24 protein-coding genes are annotated in these 23,812 nt (G+C 69.4%); 10 read left to right on the top strand and 14 right to left on the bottom strand.

The features are described from left to right. Positions 1–2: 2 nt before the first annotated feature. A complete protein-coding gene (locus AC5RVZ_RS30000) occupies positions 3–1,094 on the bottom strand; it encodes a polyprenyl synthetase family protein (protein ID WP_494069261.1) in 1,092 nt (363 codons plus the stop codon). 298 nt (positions 1,095–1,392) lie between these two features. Between AC5RVZ_RS30000 and AC5RVZ_RS29995 the strand changes: the two genes are divergently transcribed. Further along, complete coding sequence (locus AC5RVZ_RS29995; protein WP_493987741.1) at positions 1,393–1,668, top strand: hypothetical protein; 276 nt, start codon at positions 1,393–1,395, stop codon at positions 1,666–1,668. A gap of 79 nt (positions 1,669–1,747) precedes the next feature. Then, a complete protein-coding gene (locus AC5RVZ_RS29990; protein ID WP_494069260.1) occupies positions 1,748–2,566 on the top strand; it encodes a CPBP family intramembrane glutamic endopeptidase in 819 nt (272 codons plus the stop codon). Between the two features lie 37 nt (positions 2,567–2,603). On the opposite strand, the gene AC5RVZ_RS29985 is transcribed toward AC5RVZ_RS29990, so the two are convergent. From AC5RVZ_RS29985 to AC5RVZ_RS29945, 9 genes are all read right to left on the bottom strand, one after another. Further along, a complete protein-coding gene (locus AC5RVZ_RS29985; RefSeq protein ID WP_494069259.1) occupies positions 2,604–3,404 on the bottom strand; it encodes a glycosyltransferase family 2 protein in 801 nt (266 codons plus the stop codon). Positions 3,405–3,453: 49 nt separating this feature from the next. Beyond that, on the bottom strand, positions 3,454–4,893 hold the full coding sequence (locus AC5RVZ_RS29980) for a PIG-L family deacetylase (protein WP_494069258.1): 1,440 nt from the start codon (positions 4,891–4,893) through the stop codon (positions 3,454–3,456). After that, on the bottom strand, positions 4,887–5,921 hold the full coding sequence (locus AC5RVZ_RS29975) for an acyl-CoA dehydrogenase family protein (protein ID WP_494069257.1): 1,035 nt from the start codon (positions 5,919–5,921) through the stop codon (positions 4,887–4,889). Before AC5RVZ_RS29975 ends, AC5RVZ_RS29980 begins: the two co-directional genes overlap by 7 nt. Before the next feature lie 17 nt (positions 5,922–5,938). Continuing rightward, complete coding sequence (locus AC5RVZ_RS29970) at positions 5,939–6,499, bottom strand: Dps family protein (RefSeq protein ID WP_494069256.1); 561 nt, start codon at positions 6,497–6,499, stop codon at positions 5,939–5,941. Positions 6,500–6,624: 125 nt separating this feature from the next. Next, positions 6,625–7,428, bottom strand: a complete 804-nt coding sequence (locus AC5RVZ_RS29965) for a TspO-related membrane protein (protein WP_494069255.1) — start codon at positions 7,426–7,428, stop codon at positions 6,625–6,627. Positions 7,429–7,496: 68 nt separating this feature from the next. Then, a complete protein-coding gene (locus AC5RVZ_RS29960; protein WP_494069254.1) occupies positions 7,497–8,285 on the bottom strand; it encodes an anti-sigma factor in 789 nt (262 codons plus the stop codon). After that, positions 8,272–8,844 carry an RNA polymerase sigma factor gene (locus tag AC5RVZ_RS29955; RefSeq protein ID WP_494069326.1) on the bottom strand — a complete coding sequence of 191 codons (573 nt, stop codon included), beginning with the start codon at positions 8,842–8,844 and terminating at the stop codon, positions 8,272–8,274. Before AC5RVZ_RS29955 ends, AC5RVZ_RS29960 begins: the two co-directional genes overlap by 14 nt. A gap of 64 nt (positions 8,845–8,908) precedes the next feature. Further along, entirely contained in the window at positions 8,909–9,604 is a 696-nt protein-coding gene (locus AC5RVZ_RS29950; RefSeq protein ID WP_494069253.1) for a class F sortase, read from the bottom strand. Positions 9,605–9,735: 131 nt separating this feature from the next. Then, positions 9,736–10,557 carry a DUF4397 domain-containing protein gene (locus AC5RVZ_RS29945; RefSeq protein ID WP_494069252.1) on the bottom strand — a complete coding sequence of 274 codons (822 nt, stop codon included), beginning with the start codon at positions 10,555–10,557 and terminating at the stop codon, positions 9,736–9,738. A gap of 189 nt (positions 10,558–10,746) precedes the next feature. On the opposite strand from AC5RVZ_RS29945, the gene AC5RVZ_RS29940 reads away from it, so the two are divergent. The 3 genes from AC5RVZ_RS29940 (at position 10,747) to AC5RVZ_RS29930 (ending at position 13,370) form a co-directional block, all read left to right on the top strand. Continuing rightward, a complete protein-coding gene (locus AC5RVZ_RS29940) occupies positions 10,747–11,262 on the top strand; it encodes a DUF6328 family protein (protein WP_494069251.1) in 516 nt (171 codons plus the stop codon). A 67-nt stretch (positions 11,263–11,329) separates the two neighbouring features. After that, positions 11,330–12,895, top strand: a complete 1,566-nt coding sequence (locus AC5RVZ_RS29935) for an SDR family oxidoreductase (protein ID WP_494069250.1) — start codon at positions 11,330–11,332, stop codon at positions 12,893–12,895. Between the two features lie 10 nt (positions 12,896–12,905). Beyond that, positions 12,906–13,370 carry a hypothetical protein gene (locus AC5RVZ_RS29930; RefSeq protein WP_494069249.1) on the top strand — a complete coding sequence of 155 codons (465 nt, stop codon included), beginning with the start codon at positions 12,906–12,908 and terminating at the stop codon, positions 13,368–13,370. A gap of 146 nt (positions 13,371–13,516) precedes the next feature. Here the strand turns inward: AC5RVZ_RS29930 and AC5RVZ_RS29925 are convergent, their stop codons facing one another. Continuing rightward, positions 13,517–14,323 (bottom strand): cache domain-containing protein, encoded by an 807-nt coding sequence (locus AC5RVZ_RS29925; RefSeq protein ID WP_494069248.1) that lies wholly within the window; start codon positions 14,321–14,323, stop codon positions 13,517–13,519. Further along, complete coding sequence (locus AC5RVZ_RS29920; RefSeq protein ID WP_494069247.1) at positions 14,320–15,105, bottom strand: winged helix-turn-helix domain-containing protein; 786 nt, start codon at positions 15,103–15,105, stop codon at positions 14,320–14,322. Before AC5RVZ_RS29920 ends, AC5RVZ_RS29925 begins: the two co-directional genes overlap by 4 nt. A gap of 185 nt (positions 15,106–15,290) precedes the next feature. Between AC5RVZ_RS29920 and AC5RVZ_RS29915 the strand changes: the two genes are divergently transcribed. The 4 genes from AC5RVZ_RS29915 to AC5RVZ_RS29900 all read left to right on the top strand — a co-directional run bounded on the left by AC5RVZ_RS29915 (position 15,291) and on the right by AC5RVZ_RS29900 (position 19,526). Further along, positions 15,291–16,358, top strand: a complete 1,068-nt coding sequence (locus tag AC5RVZ_RS29915) for an ABC transporter ATP-binding protein (RefSeq protein WP_494069246.1) — start codon at positions 15,291–15,293, stop codon at positions 16,356–16,358. A gap of 43 nt (positions 16,359–16,401) precedes the next feature. Then, positions 16,402–17,601: an ABC transporter substrate-binding protein gene (locus AC5RVZ_RS29910; RefSeq protein WP_494069245.1), complete on the top strand. Its 1,200-nt coding sequence runs from the start codon at positions 16,402–16,404 to the stop codon at positions 17,599–17,601. A gap of 181 nt (positions 17,602–17,782) precedes the next feature. Next, entirely contained in the window at positions 17,783–18,712 is a 930-nt protein-coding gene (locus tag AC5RVZ_RS29905; RefSeq protein WP_494069244.1) for an ABC transporter permease, read from the top strand. Positions 18,713–18,722: 10 nt separating this feature from the next. Then, positions 18,723–19,526 (top strand): ABC transporter permease, encoded by an 804-nt coding sequence (locus AC5RVZ_RS29900; protein ID WP_494026219.1) that lies wholly within the window; start codon positions 18,723–18,725, stop codon positions 19,524–19,526. Positions 19,527–19,577: 51 nt separating this feature from the next. On the opposite strand, the gene AC5RVZ_RS29895 is transcribed toward AC5RVZ_RS29900, so the two are convergent. Next, entirely contained in the window at positions 19,578–20,645 is a 1,068-nt protein-coding gene (locus AC5RVZ_RS29895; protein ID WP_494069243.1) for an enoyl-CoA hydratase/isomerase family protein, read from the bottom strand. 150 nt (positions 20,646–20,795) lie between these two features. On the opposite strand from AC5RVZ_RS29895, the gene AC5RVZ_RS29890 reads away from it, so the two are divergent. Beyond that, on the top strand, positions 20,796–21,935 hold the full coding sequence (locus tag AC5RVZ_RS29890; RefSeq protein WP_494069242.1) for a copper resistance D family protein: 1,140 nt from the start codon (positions 20,796–20,798) through the stop codon (positions 21,933–21,935). Positions 21,936–21,996: 61 nt separating this feature from the next. On the opposite strand, the gene AC5RVZ_RS29885 is transcribed toward AC5RVZ_RS29890, so the two are convergent. Next, on the bottom strand, positions 21,997–23,763 hold the full coding sequence (locus AC5RVZ_RS29885; RefSeq protein ID WP_494069241.1) for a DUF4389 domain-containing protein: 1,767 nt from the start codon (positions 23,761–23,763) through the stop codon (positions 21,997–21,999). Positions 23,764–23,812: the final 49 nt, after the last annotated feature.

The following is a 23,812-nucleotide window of genomic DNA, read 5'->3' as shown; positions in this document are numbered from 1 at the left end:
CGCTAGTTCCCCCTCGTCAGCACGTGGTTGCAGACCCGTGCCAGTTCGCTCCACGCACCGGAGTCCAGGGGCAGGAGGCGGGACTCCTCGAGCGCTTCGTCCACCAGGATGCGGGCGAGCCGCATTGCCCGCGCGTCCGCCCCGCAGTCCCTGAGCGCCGTCCGGACCTCGCCGACCCCCGTCTCGCCGCGGCGAAACGCAGCCAGCAGGTCGTCAAACCCTTCCGTCTCCGCCGCATACGCGGTCAGCACGGTGCGCTTGCCTTCGCGCAGGTCGGATTCGGCTGACTTGCCGGTGGTACCGGGCTCCCCGAAAGTCCCGAGAACGTCGTCCACGATCTGGTAGGCCAGCCCGATGCGGCGACCCACCGCGGCGAGCGCCTCGGCCGGGTGTTGGCCGGCGCCGGCCAACAGCGCCCCGGCTTTCAGCGGCGCCTCGAAGGAGTAGGCCGCCGTCTTCAACCGTTCCATGCCGAGGACGTCGCCCAGGCCGGGGCTTTCCGGCGCCGCCGACAGCAGGACATCGTCCAGTTCGCCCGCGGCCGAGGCGAAGACGGCGTCGTGGACCGTTTCCATCAGAACGTCGGCGCTCGGCAGCCCGGCGCCGGAGCTGCCGGCCATCCGCAGGGCACCGGTCAGCAGGAGGTCGCCGGCAATGATCGACGCTGCGTGGCCCAGGTGCTCGGCCTCGGGCCCGGGCAGCCCCCGGCCCATGGCGTCGTCCCGGTACCGGGCCCCGATGGTCGGCAGGCCGCGGCGGACGAAGTCCCTGTCGATGACGTCGTCGTGCACCACCAGCGCGGTGTGCAGCAGCTCGAACGCCGCGCCCAGCCGGGCGCATCGGCCTGGATCCTCGCCGCCGAAAGACCGGTAAGCGAGCTGCACCATCCTGGGCCGCATCCTCTTGCCGCCGCCCAACGCGGCCTCAATGCGGTCCCACAGCACGGGGAAAGCACGCGAGAGCGTGCCGGCCCGGCTGCGGTTCTCTGCTGTGAAACGCTGAAGCTCCGCTTCGACGAGGGGGCCTACGCGTCGCCAGCCACAGGGGTCCGGCACTGCCTCGGCGGCCGCGCGGCTTTCGGCGTTCAAAGTCATGACTGACCTTCTCCCCAAGGTTGGGACGCGGTGGCTGCCCCCGCCAGTTGTGCAATTCGTTGTTCCATAGTGTGCGTCACCGGGCCCCGCTGCGCGACCATTCCCGCCAATTGACGTGGTCCGTATCCCCAAGTACCCGGCCGGTTTGGCGAGCCCGGGGCCAATGTCCGGCAAAGGCTTGCCAGCGGCTGTCCCATCATGGAAAGTGGTAAGCACACTTAGCATCGTCGGGGTAGATCGTCCGGACCCTGACGCCAGGTGAGGCCGGTTAAGGCTTCCTCGCGAAAAGGAAAAAACCATGACACCGACACCGCAACAACCCGTCACCGACGACAGCATCAAGGTCCGCCAGCTCAGCCACTACCAGTTCACCTGGGTGGCTGGCGAGCCAGGCGCCCCGGGCACCTGGACCCTGCAACTGGTCCTCGACCAGGGCGCATGGGAAGAGGTGCTGACGCTGGATGCCGACGACGCCGACAATCTCCAGGACCTCCTTTCCACCGCGGAGACCGTGTACTACGACATCAAACGCCGCACGCTGATGTTCGGCACCACCAAGGCCGGCCACCACTAGTCAGCGCCGGAGTGGAACCAACCGGGCGCTAAGCCGTCAACGGTTTCCGCGCGGGCGGCTGTGCTGCCATGCTGGTTGCGTGACAACAATCTCGACCGAACCACCCCGGACCGCGCTGAGCTGGAAACTGGTGCCGGCGGTGTTCCTCTCGGCGTCCGGCGTGCTGCTTTTTGCCGTCGAGAATGGCCCCCTTGGCTATAGCCTGCTCGCGCTGAGCGTGGCCACGGCGGCGCTGGTCGACCTGGAGTTTGTGCGGCACCTCGGGCTGATCGCGGCGGGAATGCTGATCATCAGCCTGGTACCGCTGAACGCCGACCTGAGCATCGGGCACATGGCCCTGATGGGTGGCGCCCTCGCGCTGGCCGTCCTGGTGCCGTGGCTGGTGTCGAGGTTTGTCTACCGCGAGAAAATCATCAGATTCCCGATCAACACCGGCCGTAAATGGCCGTTGTCTGCCAAGCTGTACCTCATCGGCGTGGTGGCTCTCGGCTATTTCATCCTGCCGGTGTACCTGGTCAGCACGGGCGTCTACCAAAACTGGCCGGACGCCTCCGACCCCACGATCTTCTGGCGGCTCTTTCTCGGCGTGAACGCCGTTGGCATCTGGGACGAACTGTTCTTCATTTGCACCACCTTCACGCTGCTGCGCCGGCACTTTCCCGACTGGCTCGCGAACATCCTGCAAGCCGTCGTGTTCTCGTCCTTCCTATGGGAAATCGGCTACCAGGCGTGGGGGCCGCTGCTGACCTTCCCGTTCGCGCTGCTGCAGGGCTATACCTTCAAACTGACGAAGTCGTTCACCTACGTGGTATCCGTGCACCTGATCTTCGACTTCGTGCTGTTCCTGGCGCTGGTCCACGCGCACAACCGCGACTGGCTGCCGATCTTCTTGTACTGACCCCGCTGACCCTGACGGCAAATCCATGGCCGCGCTGTCAGTTTGCGCCCCGGTCGGGCTGTACCGGGCCGTCCGTCTGCTGCAGGCGGGCCAGATAGCCGGCGAAACCGGACGGCGTCCGGCCGCGCAGCCTGCCGGAGGTCACCACCTGCAGCTGGTCCGAGGGCAGCACGGATCCGCCGGCGGAGCGAATCGCTTCTACCAGCCGGACGTCCTCGTGCTCGGCGACGGCCGCGAACCCGCCGGCGGCCAGGTAGCTGGAAGCCCGGACGCCCAGATTGGCGCCGTGCACCCGGGTGTGCGCTGCCTGCCCGGAGTACTGTGTCCGCCACGCACGCAGCAGCGCAGGCGCGATGCTGGCCGGTTCGGGTTCCACCGTTCCGGTGACCGCGTCGGCGCCGGTCTCGGCCAGGGCGGCGAAGGCGGTCAGCCAATGGGCCGGCACCACGGTGTCCGCATCGGTGCAGGCGACCCAGATGTCCTCCCCCGCCGGGGCGTCCTGCCGGCCTGCCCGGTGCAGCGCGGCGTCGACGCCTGCCGACCGGGCGGCGCCAACCGAGCCGAACTCCCCTGACACCGCTGCGACCCGCGGGTCCAGCTCGGAAAAGCTTCGGACAATCTGCGCCGACGCGTCGGTGCAGCGGTCCAGCACCACGGTCAGTGCTGCGCCGCACCGGGGCCGCTCCGCCTGAAGCACGTCCATGGCGCGCCGAACCCGCTGCAGGCACCTGCCCAGCAGCTGTGCCTCGTCGTGTACGGGAATGACGACGGCGATGTGCCGCACCGGGAGCACCGCCGCTGCTCCGCGGGTTGCCGCGGCGACGGTCGGGGTGCTCATGCCCGGACTCCGGGCGCCTGCGGGACCACCGCCGCGACGGCCGGGACGCTCATGGGCAGTCTCCGGGCGCTTGCAGGACCTCCAGCAGGAAATCGCGTTCCCGGTGCACTACCACGGCCTCCCAGCCCGTGGCTTCACGCGCGATGCCGTGGACTGACTCGGCGTCCAGCTCCCAGCCCTCGATGGCGTGCAGCCAGTGGCAGAGCAGCAGATGGCCGCCGGGGCGCAGCGCCCTGCGGATCCGCTGCAGCAGGTCCAGGAGTTCCGCGCGGGTCATGAAGTAGCCGACCTCGGATACCACCACCAGGTCCAGGCCTTCAGCTGTTTGCTCCGGCCAATCCTGCGGCAGGGCGGCGCGGACCAGCTCCACATGATCAGCTGCTGCCAGCCGGGCACGGGCCTTGGCCAGGGCCACCTCGCTGGCGTCCACCGCGACCAGGTGGTCGCAGCGGCCGGCCAGCTCGGCCGTCAGCACTCCGATGGAGCAGCCGGCCTCCAGTGCGCGGGCGTAGCGCTGACGCGGAAGCGCGGCCAGCGTCACGGCCCGCTTGCGCCGTTCGTACCAGCTGGTTTCGTAGTCCCACGGGTCGGATTTGCTGCGGTAGAGCCGGTCGAAGATCCCGGCTGCGTCGCTGGCGCCGGCGGGTTGTGCCGCTGCCGTGGGTGGGGCGGTGCGCGCGGGTTCCGGCGCCTGAGCCGGCGTCCAGGCGAAAACTTCGGCTTCGCGGGCGAAGTGCTGCTGGAAGGCAGCGCTGAGCAGCGCCTCGTCGCCGGGCGCGTCGGACAACGGCCGGATTTGCGACTCATGCAGGGCCAACGCCTGCCTCTTGGCCGCGAGTCCTTCGCTTGCCAGTGCCAGCGTCCGCCAGCTCCGCCACCGGGCGTCCGCTTCCGGCACAGCCCAGTGCCAGTACCAAATGGGGAACTCCAACAGGGCGGCGCCGTGCGAGGCGGCGGCAGCGGCGGCTGCGTCTCCGGCGGCCGCATGGTCGGGGTGTCCGTCCTCGCGGTACGGCGCGGCCACCAGTGTCCGGCGTTCCCCGGTCAACGCCTCCGCCAACCCCTCGGTTAGCCCCTTCCGGTTTTCGCCGAGCCGGCCGTCCGGCAAGGCCAGATACGTCCACGCCAGCATTCCCGCCTCCCCGGCCCCCGCCGAAGCGGCTGCCGCCGCCTCCAACGACGCCATGGCTGCCCGGAACTCCTCGAGCCGGGTGCGGGCCAAGACTGAGGGGGTAACGGTGGCCGAGTCGGGATGGGACGCTTCGCCCGCGGTACAGAGCAGCACGGTGACCTCCGCGCCGCGGGCCAGCGAGGCATGGATCAGCCCGGCGGCTCCCAGGGACTCGTCGTCGGGATGCGCGGCAACCACCACCAGCCGTTCGCCCCGCCCGGGCAGCACGTTTGGGGTCAAGGACGGCAGCCGTTCGATCCCCGCGGCCAGCCACCTGCGTTCGGCGGTGCCGTCCTCGGTGTGGGAGAAGGTCACCATGCGAACTCCGGCTGTTCCAGGAGCATGCCCCCGAGTGCTGCGTCGTCGCGGGCGGCATGGTGTTGGCGCAGGTAAACGGTCAGGTCCGCCACGCGGCGGGCATGGTCCTCGTCCCGGGCCAGCGGCGCCGGACCCATCGCCTGGCCGCAGATCTCCAGCATCCGCGTGCACAGCCCTGCGACCTGCCCGCGCACGCGGTGTGCCAGCACCGCCCCGGCCAATCCGTCATCCACGTCACGGGCCGCGGCGGCCAGCACATCGGCGCCGCCCGCCAGCAGCCGGTCCGCCTCTCCCAGCCACGCCAACGCCAGCTGGTCGGGGGTCCGGGCGGACGCTGCCGCCACGAGCGTGCGGAACAGTCCCACCGCGCCGCCAAACCAGCAGGCGGCCACGCCGATGCCGCCCCAGGCAAAGCCCGGCCGGTCCAGGTACCAGTCGGTTCCGCCCACCGGGACGGCCGGTGTCTGGTCAAAGGTCACCGGGCCGCTCGGCACGTCGCGCAGGCCGCGGCTGGCCCAGCCTGCCGGCTCCACGGTCACGGTGTCGTGGCGCAGGTCCACCGCAAAAGCACGCCGTCCACCCGGCACGTGTGCCGTGACAATGGCGGAATCCAATTCTGCCGCCAGGGAGCACCACGGCTTGGTCCCCGACAGGAGCCAGGCCCCGCCGTCGTTCTGTGGTGAAGCATCCACGCGGGCGCCAGCCGATTCCGCCGCAAAGACACCCCACGCCGTCCCGGCGGGCGGCTCCAGGCCTGCCTGACTGAGGATCGCAGCTGCGTCCAGATGGGGCTCCACAGCGCGCACGGCGGTCAGATCCTCGGCCGCGAGGGCGGCCAGGAACTCCCACAGGGCCGGGGTACTGCCGGTCCCGGGCAACGGCGCCGGGCCGTCGGTCCCGCGCAACGTGTCCAGCAGTGGCTGCGGGTTGCCGCCGCAGCTTCGGGCGGCGGCCAACAAGGGCCCGGCGGCGCCCCAGTCGAGCTGGAGCTGCCGCCGGACCCTGAAGGCGCCGTTTAGTTGTTCCACAGCGTGGTGCTACCGGGCTACTTCGTCTTCTTGGCCGCGCCCTTTTCGGTCTTGGCGCCTTCGGTCGCCAGTTCACCGGCACTGTTTTCCAGGTGTGCGCGCATGAACCACTGGAAAAGCTCCAGCTCGGCGGTCTGGCCGATCATCATGTCCTCCGTGACCGGATCGATCTCGCCGACGGTTTCGATGGCCTCGCGGTGGTCGGAAATCACGCCGTTGTACACCACGTCCAGGGCGGCCAGGTGCTCGGCGGTCCCGGCACGGTGGATGTCGTAGTCGTCCCAGCTGCGTTCCTTGACCAACGCGCCCGGCAGACCGTTCGGCGAGACGCCCAGGGTGGCGATGCGCTCGGCGGTCTCGTCGATCATGGCGCGGACCTTTTCGATCTGCGGGTCCAGCATTTCGTGGACGCCGATGAAGTCGCGGCCCACCACGTTCCAATGTGCGTGCTTGAGTGTCAGCTGCAGGTCGTTGAGGGCGTGAAGCCGCATCTGCAAGAGGTCGGCGACCTTGACACCCTCTTCAAGTTCGAGCCCCGGTACGGTGTAGCTTGCCTTCGATCGGTTCGTTTCCGCCATGAGAAACCTCCTTGTGTAGGTGCTGCCGCTTGTCGGCGTGCTGCTATTTCCAACCTAGCCATGGCCGGCGGTTTCGTCCCGTCGGCGGCGCGTCCGTCAGCCAAGGGCGAAATTCAGCACCCTTACTAACCTCCCGGGGCTCCCCTGGCGAAGAACCGGATGACGACGGCGGAGAGCAGCACCACCGCCGCGCAGATGCCGGCCGCAATCGCGGTGCCTTCGTCCACCAGCCCGCCGTCCAGTCGTCCGACGGCGATCCACGCCAGGCCCCAAGTGGTGGCCAGTGCCGGCGCCAGCCGGCCGCGGCTGTACAGGGCGGTTCCGACGCCGACCACCGCCGCGACGGCGAGCACGATGGAAGACAGCAAGGTCACCGGCAGCCCGATGCCGTCCAGCCCGGACGCGGCGAGGACGGCCGAGGTGTTGGCGACCGTGGCCACCGTGACCCAGCCCAGGTACAGCCCGAAGGTGCCGTCGGTGATCAGGGTTTCCTGCCACGCGCCCGAAGTCGACCGGACCAGCAGCACGAGGATGCGCGCCAGCACCGCCAGCAGGACAACGATCACCATCAGGCTGAACACCAGCAGGCCGGCCTGCACCACCCAGATCCAGGCAGCGTTCAGGAGCATGGCCGCCACGGCCCATGGACGCAGGGCCGCATGCCGTTCCGACTGCCGTTTCGCCGGCAGCAGTTGCCACACCGCGTAGGCCAGCAGGCCCAGGTAAATGAGCGACCAGATGCGGAAGGCCGCCGAGGCCGGGGCCAGCGGCGTCGAGTCCTCGTTTAGCCACCCCCCTGCCGCCTCCTGGATCGGCGTTCCCATGAGCGCCCCGCTGCCCCAAAAGGCGGCAACGATGGCCGCCAGGGAACTGACCAACACCAGGATCGGCACGGCCGGCCCTGTCCTCGTCTCCGTTTGCTGCTGCATGGTTCCTCCGGCCGTGGACGGATGTTCGGGTGCGCTGCGGGACCTTCCTGTCGTTACCGGAGGGACGGCTAGGTGTCGAGGGTGCCGCGGACGATGCTGACGCTGGAGTGCTCGGGGTTTCCGTCCAGCGGTTCGTCCGAGACGTCGACAATGGGGAATTGCGACAGGTCCAGTCCGTCCGGGATGGCGAACCTGCCGGTGTCCGAGTCCATCACACCGAGGCTGACCAGGGCGGACAGATCCGGCGCTATCAGCCACACCTCCTGATACCCCTGTGCCTCGTTCTCGCTCAGCCGGATCTCAAGTTCCCTGGTGCCGTTGGCTTCCACTACCCGTGCCGTCCCGGTGGCCGCGTATTGCTCCAGCGGTTCCAACTGCGCCTGCGCCAACGTGGCAGCGTTGCGGGTGACGCCCCAGGAGACGCCGATGGCGGCGACAATCACCACCGCGGCCGCCGCGGCCAGCCAGGCGGGCAGGTGCCGGGAGGGCAGGCGCCGGGAGGACGGAGGCCCGGCGGGGAGGCGTCGTGAAGCACTGGGCTTGGCAGTCACCCTCCGGGCTGAGGCGGTCCGGGATGGCCGGCGCCCCGCCGGGACGGTTTCCGTGCGGCCCTGCAATGGGTCCGCGGCCAGTTCGGGGGAAAGGGCCAGTTCCCGGTGAATGGTTTCCCACACCGCCGGGCCGGGCGGCTCGAGGGTTGGTTCGGGGTTGGCCCTGACCGCCTCCACCGCCCGGCGCAGCGCTTGGTACTCCTGGCCGCACTGGCTGCAGCGGCGTAGATGGTCCCTGTCGGATGGGTTGCCGAGGGCGTCGTCCAGCGCCAGCAAGCTGATCAGTTCCGGTTCAAGATGCTGCATGGTCGACCTCCAATCGGCTCCTCAGGTGGTGCAAACTGCGATGAATATGGCTTTTGACGGTACCAACGGGTAGGTCCAGGCGGTGGGAGATCTGCTCGTGGGTCAGATCCTCGTAGAACGCCAGCCGCATGATGGAGCCCTTGGGTTCGCCCAGCCGCTCCAGCTCATCGTCCAGCAGCAGGCGGTCTGCGAGGACTTCCGGCGACTGGGAGTCCCGGGCGAATTCGGGGTCGGGCATGACGGCCGAAGCGGCCCGCAGTTTGTGCTGCTCGCGGGCGGCGGAGGAATACGCATCGGCGATGGCACGGCGGGTGATTCCCACGATCCATGCCGGCAACCGGCCGAGCGCGGGGTCGAATCCCTCCCGCGACCGCCACGCCCGGATGAATACTTCCTGGGTGATATCGTCAGCCGCGGATTTGTCTTGCAGGGCCCTGGAGGCCAGCGTGTGGACGAGCGGGGCCAGGTGCCGGTAGGCATCGGCGATGGCAGCCTCCTCACCCGCCGCGAAGGCTGCGTCGATGTCCGTATCCCACGCGTCGAAAGGATGAGGTACCAAGCCTGCGTCCTTCCGGTTGGTCGGAGGAAACGCCACGCGAACAGTTGTTGCGGGACCGGAAAAGTCAGTCGGGAACTGCCGTGACAACCACATTGTGGCTGTAATCCTCTCGCGCGTCCAGCCATTGGCCACCGCAGGTGACCAGCTTGAGCAGCGGTTGTCCATCGCGGCGAAAGATGCCGTTACCGTCGAAGTCGTCCTTGTCCATCAGCGCCACCTCGGTGACACGGTAGGTCACGGGATCGCCTGCCGTCCGTTGCACCGTGATGCGGGTGCCCTGCTCGAGCTGCCTCAGTTCGGAGAAGGGAGCCAGGCCCGCCAGGGTGTCGACGTGGGCCGCTATCACGGCGGTCCCCGTAGGGTCGCCCGGCGCGGCACCGTAGCGGTACCAACCCGCCTGCTCCACCGATTCGGGGATCTCCATGGCGTTATCCGTATTGACGCCGACGTCGACGACGCGCACATCGATTGACGTGCCCGCCACGAGCAGCCGGGTGGGCGGGGCCTCCTCGCCGCCGGCGGTCAGCGGCGCGGCCAGCCGCACCGGAATGTCCGCAGGGTCCGGGATCTTGTCGGCCGCCGGGACCACGGTTTCGCGGGCCGGGGCGGGGGTTTCGACTGCTGCCGGGGAGGCGACCGGAACCAGTTGCCGGCCCGCGGCTGGCTGCATCGGTGCGGCACAGCCGGTGGCGGCGATCAAGACACCGCAGCACAGTAGCCCTGCGCGGGTGCCCATTGTCGTCGTCGGTACGGTTGCCATGATTCTTTCCTCGCGGAGCGGTGCCGGTGTCGGAGCGATGGTTGCCGGCGGCAAAATGGAAGCCGCCGGAGGGATGGAAGCCGGCGGCGCCCCGGGCTGGCGCCGCCGGCTTCTTTTAAGACCCGTCGCAGTTAGTCGGTGGTGCGAACCGCTTGCCTGCGACGGGCGACTACGCCGGTGCCGAGGAGCAGCAGCACTGCCCCGCCGGCAACCGCGGCGATGGTGTAGTCCGGGCCGGCCTCAGCAGCCGCGCCCGACATGCCGCCCGGCACTGCGCCCGGCGCGGAATGCAGTCCTTCGATGTTCTGCACCGCAAGGGCCAGGTTGCCGTCATCCAGGCTGCCCCAGGCGTAGACGACCGTGTGGGTGCCCTCCGCCACCGGCACGTCGGCCGGCCCGATCACCGGTTCGGTGGTGCCCGCCGCGGCTACCGCCGCGGAGATGGTGCCCGGGTCCAGGGTGAGGGTCTGTTCGTCCGGGTTGGACAGGCCCTGGATCACCGGGGACCCGCCGGCCAGCACGTCGACAGCGGGGGCAGCGGCCGTGTGGCGCACGGTCAGCTTGCCCTTGCCGGCTTCGATGGCCGAGACGTCGTTGGTGAACAGGTTCGCCGTGGGATTGCCCTCGGCGTCCAGGTTGGCCACGGCCGTGTAGTTGCCGCCGCCCTCCAGTTGGACATCCACCGGGCCAATGGCGGGGCTGTCGGCGTTCTCGGCGTCCGAGGCGGTGATGGCCAGCGAGTACGCGCCCGCAGGCAGTGCCAGCGGTCCGGCCAGGTCGCCGGGAGCGAAATCATCCAGCGTCCGCTCGCCGTTCACCCACACGTCCACCGTCAAATCCGGGACGCCGTGCAGGACCGAGAGTTGGGCTTCCTGTTCGGCCGCCTGGGCGGGACTTGCCACGCCGAGTGCCAGAAGACCCAGGGCTGAAACCGTAACGATGCTCTTACGCATTTTGTTCTCCTTCAACGGCCCGGGTGCTCCGGGCTGATCGGTGCTTACACCCCTACTACTGTCCGGGCAGGGTGTTTGGATGCACTTTCATGGAAATTTTTTTGGCGGCGCCTCTCCCCTCCCCTTGGAGGAACCGCCGTCGTACTTCCCGGTTGAGTGCAGAGCCGCCGGAGACGCTAAGTTTTTCCTATGGCTACGGAAGACCGCGTTAACGAACATTCAAAGGGCCGGACCGAAACCTTCGAGGAGAAGCTGGACCGGAATTGGAACGAGCTGCTGCAGGAGCTGCGGGTGATGCAGACCGGCGCGCAGATCATCACCGCGTTCCTGATGACGCTTCCGTTCCAGAGCCGCTTCAGCGATCTGGCCCCGTACCAGGTGGGTCTGTACATCGCGCTGTTGGTGCTCGCGGCGCTCATGACCGGGGTGATCCTGACGCCGGTGGCGATCCACCGCCAGCTGTTCGGGCTGCACCTCAAGGACGCGACCGTGGCGCACGGGCACCGGATCGTGAGGGTCGCGGTGCTGGGCATCGGGCTGCTGGCCACCGGCTGCGTGGCGTTCATCGTGGACGTGATCGCCGGAGACGTCCCTGCCCTGGCGGTGGGCGGCGGCGTGCTGGTAGCGATGTTCTTCCTGCTGTGGATCCTGCCGTACCTGCTGCAGCGCGGGCTGCGCGGCGCAGAGCCGCGCTCCCGGGACTGACCTGCCGCGGGGCTTTCCCGCTCCTTAACCCCGTGACAGGGCCCGGCGCGGGTGGAAGCATGGCGACATGGCCACTCCACCGGAACCGACGCCGCAGCTGGTCCTGGTCACCGGCGCCACCGGCTACATCGGCGGGCGGCTGGTTCCGCGGCTGCTGGCCCGCGGCTACGCCGTCCGCGTCCTGGTCCGCTCCCCGGGCAAGCTCGCGGCGGTTCCATGGCACGACGACGTGGACATCGTTGCCGGCGACCTCGCCGACGCCGACGACGCGAAGCGGGCCTGCGCCGGCGTGCGGACCGTGTTCTATCTGGTGCACTCCATGGCCTCCGGGACCGACTTCGAGGAGCGCGAACTGGCAATAGCGCGCACGGTCGCGGCCGCCGCCGCCGCGGCCGGGGCGCAGCGGATCGTCTATCTGGGCGGGCTGCATCCGGAGAACGTCGAGCTGTCCCGCCACATGCGCTCGCGGTCCGCCGTGGGCCGGGCGCTGCTGGAAGGCGAGGTGCCGGCGGCGGTCTTCCAGGCCGGCGTCGTGATTGGCTCGGGTTCCGCCTCCTTCGAGATGATCCGGCATCTGGCCGAAAACCTGCCGGTCATGCCGGCGCCCAGCTGGGTGCGGCGCACCGTGGAGCCGATAGCGATCAGCGATGTGCTGCACTACCTGGAACGGGCGCCGGAGCTGCCGGCCGGGTTGAACCGCACCTTCGACATCGGCTCGCGGGAACGGATCACCTACGCGGGGCTGATGTACGGATACGCGCGCGAGGCCGGGCTGGCGCGGCGGCTGATTTATGCCCTGCCGATTCCGGCTCCCGCGCTGGCCGGCTGGTGGGTGGCGCTGACGACTCCGATACCGCACGCCATGGCCGTGCCGTTGGTGGAGTCACTCCAGCACGACGCCGTCTCCGCCGAGCAGGACATCGACCGCTACATCCCGCCGCCCGAGGGCGGGCTGACCGGGTACCGCCGCGCGGTGCAGCTGGCGCTGGGCAAGATGGCCAGCGGCGAGGTGGAAACCAGCTGGACCAACGCCTCCAACAGCCCGCCGTCGGACCCGCTGCCCAGCGACCCGGAGTGGGCGGGCCGCACCGTCTTCGTGGACGCGCGGGAACGCGGCTCCGCCGTCGCTGCCGAGGACGTCTGGCGGGTGATCCAGGGGATCGGCGGGGACAACGGCTGGTACTCGTGGCCCGCGGCCTGGGCCATCCGGGGCGTGCTGGACAAACTGGTGGGCGGCGCCGGGCACAACCGCGGCCGCCGGCATGCCGACCGGCTCAGCGTGGGCGACGCCGTTGACTGGTGGCGGGTGGAGGCCATCGAGGACACGGCCGAGCGCCGGTTGCTGCGGCTGCACGCCGAGATGAAGGTGCCGGGCCAGGCCTGGCTGGAACTGTCGGTGGTCCCGGCGGACGGCGGCAGCGTCTACCGGCAGCGCGCCATCTACTTCCCCACCGGGCTCTCCGGAAAGCTCTACTGGTGGCTGGTGCTCCCGTTCCACGGGCTGATCTTCCCCTCCATGGCCCGCAACATCATCCGCCGGGCCGCCGGGCTCGGGGCTGGCGGGGGTGGGGCTTCCGCGGACGCGGCTGACAAACTCGGGGTTGCCGGGGACGCGACCACCGGCAAGCGCTAGAGTGCCCACCATGACAAAGCGACCGGAGGACGGGCCCGCGGAAAAGTACCGGCGCCCCGAAGGCCTCGACGACGCCACCCTCGAGGCCTTGGGCAAGATGTCCGAGGCGCTGGAAGCGGTGGAACACGCGCGCGGCCTGCTGTACGGCTTTCACCGGCTTACCGGTACGGCCGATCTGGCGCTGGGCGAGGCGGTGGAGCTGCTGCGCAAGGCCGGCCACCATCAACTGGCCGAGCGGATCGATCGGGAGATCGTGGGCCGCAACGTCATCGAGGGGCATTGGACGTTCCAGATCGTCGACGAGTACGACGAGATCTACTACGGCCCCTTCAAGGAGCTGGAGCGGCAGGCACGTGAAACGCTGGCCGGCGGCCGCAAGCACCTGTTCGAAGCTTCCATGAAAGAGGACCGACGCACTCACGGGCTCCGTAACCACGAGGCAAACGCCCCGGGGCAGCGCGACGCCGGCGCCTGATCCCGGCCGGCACGATAGCGGGACGCCGGCGCCTGATCCCGGCCGGCACGATAGCGGGACGCCGGCGCCTGATCCCGGCCGGCATGATCCCGGACCGGACTTTCCGGGACCGCTTTCACGCCAGGACGTGCGCCGTCGGCTGCCCGCTACGCCTGCGGGTACACCACCGCCAGCGGCAGCCGGCCGCAGTCCAGCACCACCAGTTCCACATCGATGTACCGGTCGCCGCGGGGCGGCACCGTCCGCGAGCGGGGCGGACCGGCCGGGCTTCCCGGATCGCCGCCTACCCCTGCCGCCGGACCCGACGCCGGCACGGCACCCGGTGCCAACAGCGTGCCGGCAGCAAGCTGGGCGTCGGCGGAAACCACCACCCGGCCGGCACGATTGACCAGGGCCGCCGCCGGGTGCAGTTTCTTCAGTGCCGGCAGCAGCAGCGGTTCCAGCGATTCCACGAAGACGTCGGCGCCCGCCACGCCCACGCGCCGCTCCCCCACCGCGACCGGGACGGTCATGGTCATGGTGTATTCGTCGGTGCAGAGAAAGTCCACGTAGGGTCCGGTGACATGCGGCAGGCCGGTCTCCATCGGCTTGGTGAACCACTCACGACGCATATAGGCATCGGACGCCGAAGCTAGGGCGGGCAAGACCAGCCGCTCCATGCTCTCGCCCTGCCACCACGCCATGTGCCAGGAAGCGTCGGCCACCGCATGGGCAGCGGCCACAAAGCCGGAACCGACCACGGGCCATCGCCGGCTCCCCACCAGCGCAGCGGCCAGCGGCTGCATGGTCGCGGTGACCTGCTTGCCGCCCGGCGGCCGCGCCGGGTCCTCATACAACCCGGCCAGGGCCGGCACCCAGGCATTCACTTCGGCCAGGATGCCTTCGAAGAATCCGGTGACCTCGGCGAGCGGATCCGCCGCACGTATTGATGCCGGTTCGGTCATGGCGTTCATCCCGTCCTCCTTTGGGCGGTAGCGGGGGTAGGGCCGGCGGGCCGGTCGGTCAGCCGGGCGTGTTCATCGATCAGCGCCGCCAATCCGGTCTGGATCTGCGCGCTCACTGTCTCGCGCGCCGTCGCGGCATCGGCTGCGGCAACCGCATCGGCAATGCGATCGCACATCTGCACCATCGCGGCGTCGAACTCCGCGTCCTCGTGCAGCACCGACAACAACGGACCAAAGTCCTTGTAGAGCCGGACGAATTCACGCGTCAGCCGCGCCGACTGGCTCAATGCTGCCAACTCCAGCAGGAAATCGCCGACGACGGCTCCGCCGGTGCCAGTCGAACGGGACGCATGCAGGATCCGGCGCAGCATTTCGGCGTCGTCGGGGTCCGCAAAATCCGCCGCCAGTTCGGCGGCGGTCGCCGCGATGGCACGGTAATGGATGGCCAGGTCGCGCAGCTCAACCCGGCTCATCCGGCCGAGGCGGTCGCGGACCAGTTCCGCACGCCGTCCGGTGGGGACGGTGACGAAGGTGCCTCCGTCGCGGCCCCGCCGGGTGGCCACCAGCCCGCGGGATCGCAGGCCCACCAAGGCTTCCCGTGCCGTCACGGTCGCCACGCCCATGGAGGAAGCCAGCTCGGCCTCGCTGGGCAGCCGGTCGCCGTCGGCCAGCACACCCGCGGCAATCCCTTCCAGGATCCGGTCCTCCACGCGCTGCGCCTTGCCGCCCTCGCCCAGCGGGGCGAAGACCGCGGCGAGCAAGCGCTGGCGCGGCGGTGAATCTTTAGGCATGCGTCGATCCTTCCAGACGGACCGCCCGCGGGACGGCAGGACGCGGCGGAGGGCCTGCCCCCGGAACGGTCCGTCACAAGAAATCTACACGATGTGACCGGCTTTACATTTAACCTCTGGTTTCATATGTTAACGCAAGACGATGTAGTCCACGCCACATCAGCCCTTCCTGAAAGGACCCAGCCGTGCAAGCCACAGCCACCTCCGCAACCACCGCGCCGGACAGCACGGGGGCCTCCGCCACGCCTGCCATCTCCCTGCAGCAGGTCGCGAAGACCTTCGGCGACTTCACCGCCGTCAAAGGCTTGGACCTGGACATCCGCCAGGGCGAATTCTTCTCCTTGCTGGGCCCCTCCGGCTCCGGGAAGACCACCGTGCTGCGCATGATCGCCGGCTTCGAACTCCCCACCTCCGGCCGCATCGACCTGGCCGGCCGCGACGTCACCCGCAAGGCGCCGTTCGAACGCGACGTCAACACCGTGTTCCAGGACTACGCGCTCTTCCCGCACCTGAGCGTGGCCCAGAACGTGGAGTACGGGCTCAAGCTGCGCAAGACGCCCCGGAGCGAGCGGCGCAGGCTGGTGACCGAGGCTCTGGAGATGATCCGCCTGCCCCGGGTGGCCGACCGGCTGCCCTCGCAACTCTCCGGCGGGCAGCGCCAGCGCGTCGCCCTGGCCCGGGCACTGGTCCTGCGCCCGCAGGTGCTGCTGCTGGACGAACCCCTCGGCGCGCTGGACAAGCAGCTGCGCGAACAGATGCAGGTGGAACTGAAGCAAATCCAGCGCACCGTGGGCATCACGTTCGTCTTCGTGACCCACGACCAGGAAGAAGCGCTCACGCTCTCGGACCGGGTTGCCGTCTTCAACGAAGGCGTGGTGGAGCAGGTGGGCACGCCCGAGGATCTGTACGAACGCCCCGGCAGCCGGTTCGTCGCCTCCTTCCTCGGCAACACCAACCTGGTGGAGGGTGCGCTCGCCCGGCAGCTCACCGGCTCCGACGCCCTGCTGAGCATCCGGCCGGAGCGCATCCACATCCGCCGCCTCGACGAGCCGGCGGAAGCAGCCGGGCTGTCCACCGTGGAAGCGGTGATCGAGGAGGTCATCTACACCGGACCCTCCACCCGCTACGTGGCGCGCACCGCCGTCGGCCAGACGCTGATTGTCCAGGAGCAGAACGATTCCCGTGCCTCCGGCGCCGGGCGTGGCGACCGCGTCCGGCTGCAGTGGTCCTCCCGCTTCAACTACACCGTCTAGACCTGCACCACCAGCACTACGCACCCTGAAGGAAAGGTACTCCATGAAGATCACCAAGGCACTGCCGCTGGCGGCACTCGCCTCGCTCTCGCTGGTCCTGGCCGGCTGCGGCGGCTCCGCTCCCGCCTCCTCCGCCGGCGGCGGCATCCAGGTCCCTGACCTCCCGGCCGCCACCGAGGTGGGCGAGTCCGAGGGCGAAGTCAACATCATTGCCTGGGCCGGTTTCGTCGAGGACGGCTCCACCAACCCCGACGCCGACTGGGTCACCGAGTTCGAAAAAGAGACCCAGTGCAAGGTCAACCGCAAGGTCGGCGCCACCAGCGACGAGATGGTCCAGCTGATGCGCACCGGCGAGTACGACCTGGTCTCGGCCTCCGGCGACGCCTCGCTGCGCCTGATTGCCGGCGGCGACGTGGCCCCGATCAACACCGACCTGATCCCGAACTTCGGCCACATCGTGGACGGCCTGAAGGGCCAGATCTACGACACGCTCAACGGCAAGACCTACGGCGTTCCCATCGGCCGCGGCGCCAACGTCCTGATGTACAACACCGAGGCGGTGCCCGAAGCCCCCGACTCGTGGGAAGCCACCTGGGACCCGAACAGCGAGTACGCCGGCGAGATCATGGCCTACGATTCGCCGATCTTCATCGCCGACGCGGCCCTCTACCTGATGGCCACCCAGCCGGACCTGGGGATCACCAACCCCTACGCGCTGGATAAGGAGCAGCTGGCCGCGGCGGTGGAACTGCTCAAGACCCAGAACGGCGTCGCCGGCGAGTACTGGAACGACGCGCTGAAGGCCGTCTCCTCCATCTCCTCCGGGACCGCGTCCCTGGGCACCGGCTGGCAGGTCATCGTGAACATCGCCCAGGCCGACGGCGGAAAGGTCGAGTCCGTGCTGCCGAAGGAAGGCGCCACCGGCTGGTCCGACACGTGGATGCTCTCCGCGCAGTCCAAGAACCCCAACTGCGCCTACCAGTGGATGGACTGGGCCTCCTCCGCCGAGGTGAACGCCAAGATGGCCCAAAACTTCGGCATGGCCCCGGCCAACGCGCTGGCCTGCGAAGGCTCCAAGGAGAACGAGGAGCACTGCGCCACCTACCACGCCACGGACGAGGAGTACTACAAGCAGGTGTGGATGTGGACCACCCCGGTGGAGCAGTGCATTGACGGCCGCACCGACGCCACGTGCACCAACTACCAGGAGTGGACCAAGGCCTGGACCGAGGTCAAGGGCTAACCCCTCCCTCCAGCACCCCTCCCCATGGCAGGGGCGCGGCGCGCGGTGAGCACCGCCGTCGTGCCCCTGCCTTGGAGGGCACTCCCCAGCACGACGGCGGTGTCCTCGCCGGCCGTGCACACGCATCCTGATCAGCACCGCATCTGAAGGAGGAACGGCGGGCAGGCCCGCCGAAACCACCATGGCAGCACCAACGATCGAACCGGAGGCCGCAGCCGGCAGCGCCTCGGCGCCGGGCAGCGAGCGCAGCGGACTGGGCGACCGGATCTCCCGACTGCTCTACGCCCGGCCCAAACTGCGGCTGACCGCGCTCCTGACCCTGCCGCTGGCCTGGCTGGGCGTGCTGTACATCGGATCGCTGATCCTGTTGTTCATCACCGCTTTCTGGACCACCGACTCCTTCACCTCCAAGGTGATCCCCGCGTTCACCGTGGAGAACTTCGTGGAGATCCTCACCGTGCCGGCCTACCAGTTCACCGCGCTGCGGACCATCGGCATCGCGCTGGCCGTGACCGCCCTGTGCGCCGCGCTGGCGCTGCCGCTGGGGCTGTACATGGCCAAGGTCGCCTCGCCGCGGATGCGCGCGGTCCTGGCCATCGGCATCACGCTGCCACTGTGGGCCGGATACCTGGTGAAGGTGTTCGCCTGGCGCATCACGTTCTCCAGCGGCGGCCCGCTGGACTGGCTGCTGGCCCCGCTGGGCATGACCGGGCCGGGCTACGGCCCCGCGGCGCTGGTGGTCACGCTGGCTTATCTGTGGTTCCCGTACATGGCGGTGCCGGTGTATTCGGCCTTCCGCCAGATCCCGGACAACCTGTTCGACGCTTCCTCCGACCTGGGCGCGAAGGCCTGGTCCACGGTTCGCACCGTGGCCGTCCCGCTGTTGAAGCCGGCGTTCATTGCCGGATCCATCTTCACGTTCTCGCTGAGCCTGGGCGACTACATCGCCGCGCAGTTCGTCGGCGGCAAGACGCAGGTGATCGGCACCGTGATCGCCTCCAACATCAACCTCAATCCGCCGCTTGCCGCCGCGTTCGGCACCGTGCCCATCGTGGTGGTTGTCCTGTACCTCTTCCTGGCCCGCAAATCCGGCGCCCTCGAGCAGCTTTAGGAACAGACCGATGAGACTCTCCTCCTCCGCCAAGGTCACCCTGCGCCTGTTCGCCGGGCTGGTGATGGCCGCCATCTACCTGCCGCTGCTGCTGGTGATCGTCAACTCGTTCAACGCCACCACCTCCGGCGCGTTTCCGATCACCGAATTCACCACCCGCTGGTGGGAAGCCGCCTTCCGCAACGAGGGCGTGCGCGAGGCGCTCTGGACCTCGCTGCGCGTGGCCACGGTAGCCACCGTGATTGCGCTGGTGCTGGGCAGCATGATCGCGTTCGCGCTCTCCCGGTACGACTTCTTCGGGAAGAACACGGTCAACCTGCTGGTGGTGCTGCCCATCGCACTGCCGGGCATTGTCACCGGCGTGGCGCTGAACAACACGTTCAAGACGGTGCTGGAACCGCTGGGCATCGGCCTCGGACTGTTCTCGGTGATCGTGGGCCACGCGACGTTCTGCATCGTGATGGTGTTCAACAACGTGCAGGCCAGGCTCGGTCGGATGAACAAGGGCCTGGAAGAGGCCGCCATGGACATGGGCGCCAACGTGGTCAAGACCTTTTTCCAGGTCACCTTCCCGGGTTTCCGCTCGGCGTTCGTGGCCGGCGGCCTCCTGGCCTTCGCGTTGAGCTTCGACGAGATTGTGGTGACCACCTTCACCGCCCCGCCCGGAACCGAGACCCTGCCCATCTGGATCTTCAACAACATGGCCCGGCCCAACCAGGCGCCGGTGGTGAACGTGATCGCCGCGGTACTGATCATCGTGTCGATGATCCCGGTCTACCTGAGCCAGCGGATGACCGGAGACGACAAGAAGTAGCAACGGCAGGAACGGCGCGGGTTCCCGGTTTCGGGGGCCCGCGCCGTTCGTTTAGCTGCCCGCGGCGGGTTGCGCCGCCACCGATGCGGCCAGGCCCAGTTCGTCCTCGCCCAGGTCCGCGAAGTAGGACTCGACGGCGGCACGGTCCACCTCCGCGAGCGTGGCCGGGTTCCACCGCGGATTGCGGTCCTTGTCGATCACCTGGGCGCGCACGCCCTCGGCGAAGTCCGGGGCAGCGACCAGCCGGATGCCCAGGCGGTAGTCCTGATCCAGCACCTCCTCCAGCGTCTCCATCTTGCCTGCGCGGCGGAGGGCCTCGAGCGTGAGCTTCACGGCCGTGGGCGATTTCAGGGCGATCTCCTCGGCGGCGGCCCGTGCGGCCGGGACCGGCGAATTCCGCAGGGCGGCGAGGATCTGCTCCGCGTCGTCGTACGCGTAGCACTCATCGATCCAGTGGCGTTCCTTGTCCAGGTCCGACGCCGGGACGTCCGTGTGGGAGAAGGCCGCCATCGCTTCAATCGCGGGGGCTTCGGCGAGCGCGGCCGCCAGGGCGGGCAGCTCGGCGCTGTCCACGAAGTAGTCGGCCAGGCCCATCACGATGGCGTCGGCTCCGGTCCCGGTGCCTGCAGTCAGCGCGAGGTGGGTGCCGAGCTCCCCCGGTGCCCTCGAGTACAGGAAGCAGCCCCCGACGTCGGGAATGAACCCGATCCGGGTCTCCGGCATGCCGACCTTGGTCCGCTCCGTCACGACCCGGTAGGACGCGTGTGCCGACACTCCGACGCCGCCGCCGAGCACCACGCCGTCCATGAACGCCACGATCGGCTTCGGGTAACGGGAGATCAGCGAATTCATCCGGTACTCGTCTTCCCAGAAGAGCTGGTCGCCGCCGTCCTTCATGTGCCGGTAGATGGCCACGATGTCGCCGCCGGCGCACAGTCCCCGTTCCCCGGCGCCGGAAATCAGGACGGTCTCGACGGCGTCGTCCTCGGCCCACTCGCGGAGGGCCGCGGTGATCGACGTGATCATCGAGTCGTTGAGGGCGTTGATCGCCTTCGGACGGTTCAGGACGATGTGGCCCAGGCGGCCGGTGCGCTGTAGCAGTATCTCGTTGGTATTCATCGCTGGACAGCCTACCCGGCGGCGGCCGCCGCGTCAGCGGGCGCGGGGCAGCCTCTCGCGGCGGCAACCGGCTGAGGCGGGAACGGTTGAAGGGCGCCCGTGGATGTTCGGCCTCTCGACGCCGGGAGGTGCGCGCCCTATCCTGCACGAATGACCCATCCCGACGCGGAACCGGGCACGCAGCCGCCGCCCAAAGCTCCGGAACCGGGCACGCAGCCGCCATCCGGGCCTCCGGAACCGCCACTGCGCCGGCTGCCGGTGTGGGCTGTTGCGGGCTGCTGCCTGCTGCTGGGGGCCGGCCTGATGGTCCTGGGACTTGCCGCGGGAGGCGCGGTCGCGCCGCCGCTGCCGGGTCTGCCTTCGGCGGGAGCAGCGACCGCTTGGGGCCTTCCGGCGGCAACGCTGCTGGCCACCGTCGGCATGGTCCTGGCCGTCGGCTTCGCCTGCGTGGCGTTGCTTACCCTCCCCGCGGGAAGCCAAGAACTGTCGGCTGCCGGCCGGGGGCTGGCCGTCGCGGCGGCCGCGCTGGGAGCCGCTGCAGTGCCGGCCGTGGTGGTCCGCCTTTGGTTTACCGGGAGCGAACTGCTCGGCGTGCCCGTCACCCAACTGGACCCCGCGGAGCTGATGCGGGTGGTCTTGGAGGTCAGGCCCGGCAGGGTCCTGCTCTTCCAAGCAGCACTGACGGTCGTGGCGGCGGTGACCGCGCGGTTCTCGCGCACGGCGACCGGCGCGGGACTGGCGCTGATCCTGCTGGTGGCGGCCCTCGCCATGCCGCCGCTGGCGGGCCACGCCTCCAGTCACGATGAACACTTCCTGGCGGTTGCCAGCCTGGGCCTTCATGTATCCGCCGCGGGCCTCTGGGCGGGCGGGTTGGCGGGCGTGGCGTACCTGGCGCTGCAGCCACCCGACGACTTCCTGCGGACCGTGCGGCGCTACAGCACGCTGGCGCTGGCCTGCGCCACGGCGGTGGCTGCCAGCGGCCTGGTCAATGCCGTGCTCCAGGTTCAGGCCCCGGCCGCGTTGGTCTCCGGCTACGGGTTCCTGGTGTTGGGCAAGGCGGCGGCGTTCGCGCTGTTGATTGTGTGCGGCTGGCTGCATCGCCGCACGACGCTGCGCGCCTTTGCTGTCCGGGAACGTGCTCCCGCCGGCCTCCCGGCCAGGGCGGATCCCGGGCTGTCGGCCGGACCCACGGCGCTGCGGCCGTTCCTCCGGTTGGCAGCCGCCGAGCTCATGGTGATGGCGGCGGCCTACGGCCTGGCCATAGCGCTTGCGCGGACGCCCCTGCCCTAGCTGCGCCCGCGGCGTGGCCGGCTGGAACGCGGGTGAAGGCTGCCGGGAGCAGTCTCTTGGCTTAGGTCGTCCCGGGCGGGCGGGTCCACGGCTCCGGTCCCCCATTGCCCGCCGGCGGTGTTCCGGGTGTCCCGGGTTCTTGCTGCCGGGCTGTCGGCGCCTGCGGGTTGGCGGGCCCTGGCCCCTGAGGCGCGGTCCCCGGGTAGACGGGCCCTTGCGCTGCGGCCGGTGCGGACGGATCGACGGGCCCCTGCGTTGCGCCCGGGGCGGACGGGTCGACCGGCCCCTGGTCCAGGCGGAAGGGCGGGTACTCGTCGCGCATCAGCAAGACGTAGGCCGCCACCCGGTAGGCCCAGCGGTTGATGCCAATGATCAGGGCGAACAGCTCCTGCCGGTAGCGGCCGCTGAAGAGCAGGATCACCGCGGTGATCAGCACGAGCAAACCCAGCAGTGAGGGGCCCCACGTGGCCGGGGACGCATACGAGTCCTCGCCCCAGCCCCTGCCCCAGCCCCGGTCCCAGGCCGCTCCGGTGCCGCTGGTGAAGATGCCGACAATGAGCAGGTGCGGGATGGCCAGCAGCCACCATTTCACCAGCACGAGCCAGTGCGAGAGTCGCTGCGGGTACGCCACGTCCAGGTTGGCCGGGTAGTCCGCGGCCGCCAGGGTGAACGGCGGATACCGGTCCGTGCCCAGCGCGGAGTACCCGTAGAAACCCACGCGCCAGGACCAGCGCAGCACACCGACGTTGAACCAGAACCAGGACCTTGGATACCGCCCGGTGAACAGGATCACGATCCCGGCCGCGATCGTGGCCACCAGCACGGCGAACCACAGCACGGCCAAGACGATGTAATGCGGAATCGCCAAGAGCCACTTGACGAGCCACAGCCAACGCGAGAGCCGGCCGTCCAGGAAGCCGTTCACCAGCACCGGGTAGATCTGCGTCGACCTTCCCCACCCGGCATTCCCGGCCGGCGCGGCGCCCGGGCCTTGGCCCGGGCGGCGGTACGGATCCATGCCGTCCGGGCGCTGGCCCGGACGGGAACGATCCGGATCGATGTCGCGGCCCAGGCCGGCGGCACCGAGCAACAGGAGGGGAATACCGATGACCAGGCCGATCAGCCCGGCGATCAAGAGGCCGCTCCCGGCCGGTCCCAGCACATCGGATCGTGCCCCTGCCTGCACCTCCACCCACACCGGGCGTGAGGCATCGGCGTTCATCACGACCAGCGACCATTGGCCGGGCTGCAGCTCCCAGGCAATCTGCTGTGGGCCGCTGCCGGAGGTCGATTCCGTCCAGAAGTCCTGCTCGCCGGGCGGGGCCGGCACGCGGTCCCCTTCCGAGGTCACCTCGTCGTCGTCATCGAACCACGACGAGCGCCCCGGCCGGTCCCCGTTGTCGGAGCGGGAGGCGTCACCCAGCGAGGTGTAGGAGACGCCCTCCAGGTAGGCCGCCGCGTCGGAGGCCTCGGCGATGCCCACGAACACCTCTTGGTCCGGGACCACGGGGGTGACGCGCACCTGGAAACTGGCCAGGTCTCCGAGCGCCGGAATATTGGGCATTCCCGCAGCCCCGGCGTCGACGTCCACGGAAGGACCGACCAAGGCATACCCCGTGCTCTGGTACTGTTCCGTCGGCCCGGTCAGGTAGCGGCCGTTGCCCTGCACGGCGCTGGCACCCAGAATGACGGCGGCGCTGATGGTCAAGGCCAGCCCGGCGACGGTCAGCAACACGCCGAGGACCAGCAGCACCCAGTGTCCGGGCTTCATCCGTGCGGCTGGCGGCGCCGGACCGGGCGCGGGAGGCGGGGCAGGTTGGGCGGTCATGACGGTCCTTTCGCAGCGCGTGCCGGAACCGTGCCCGGATTAGGCGCCT

This window comes from Arthrobacter sp. Cza30 (assembly GCF_059090765.1).
This window is presented reverse-complemented; position numbering and strand designations above follow the sequence as displayed.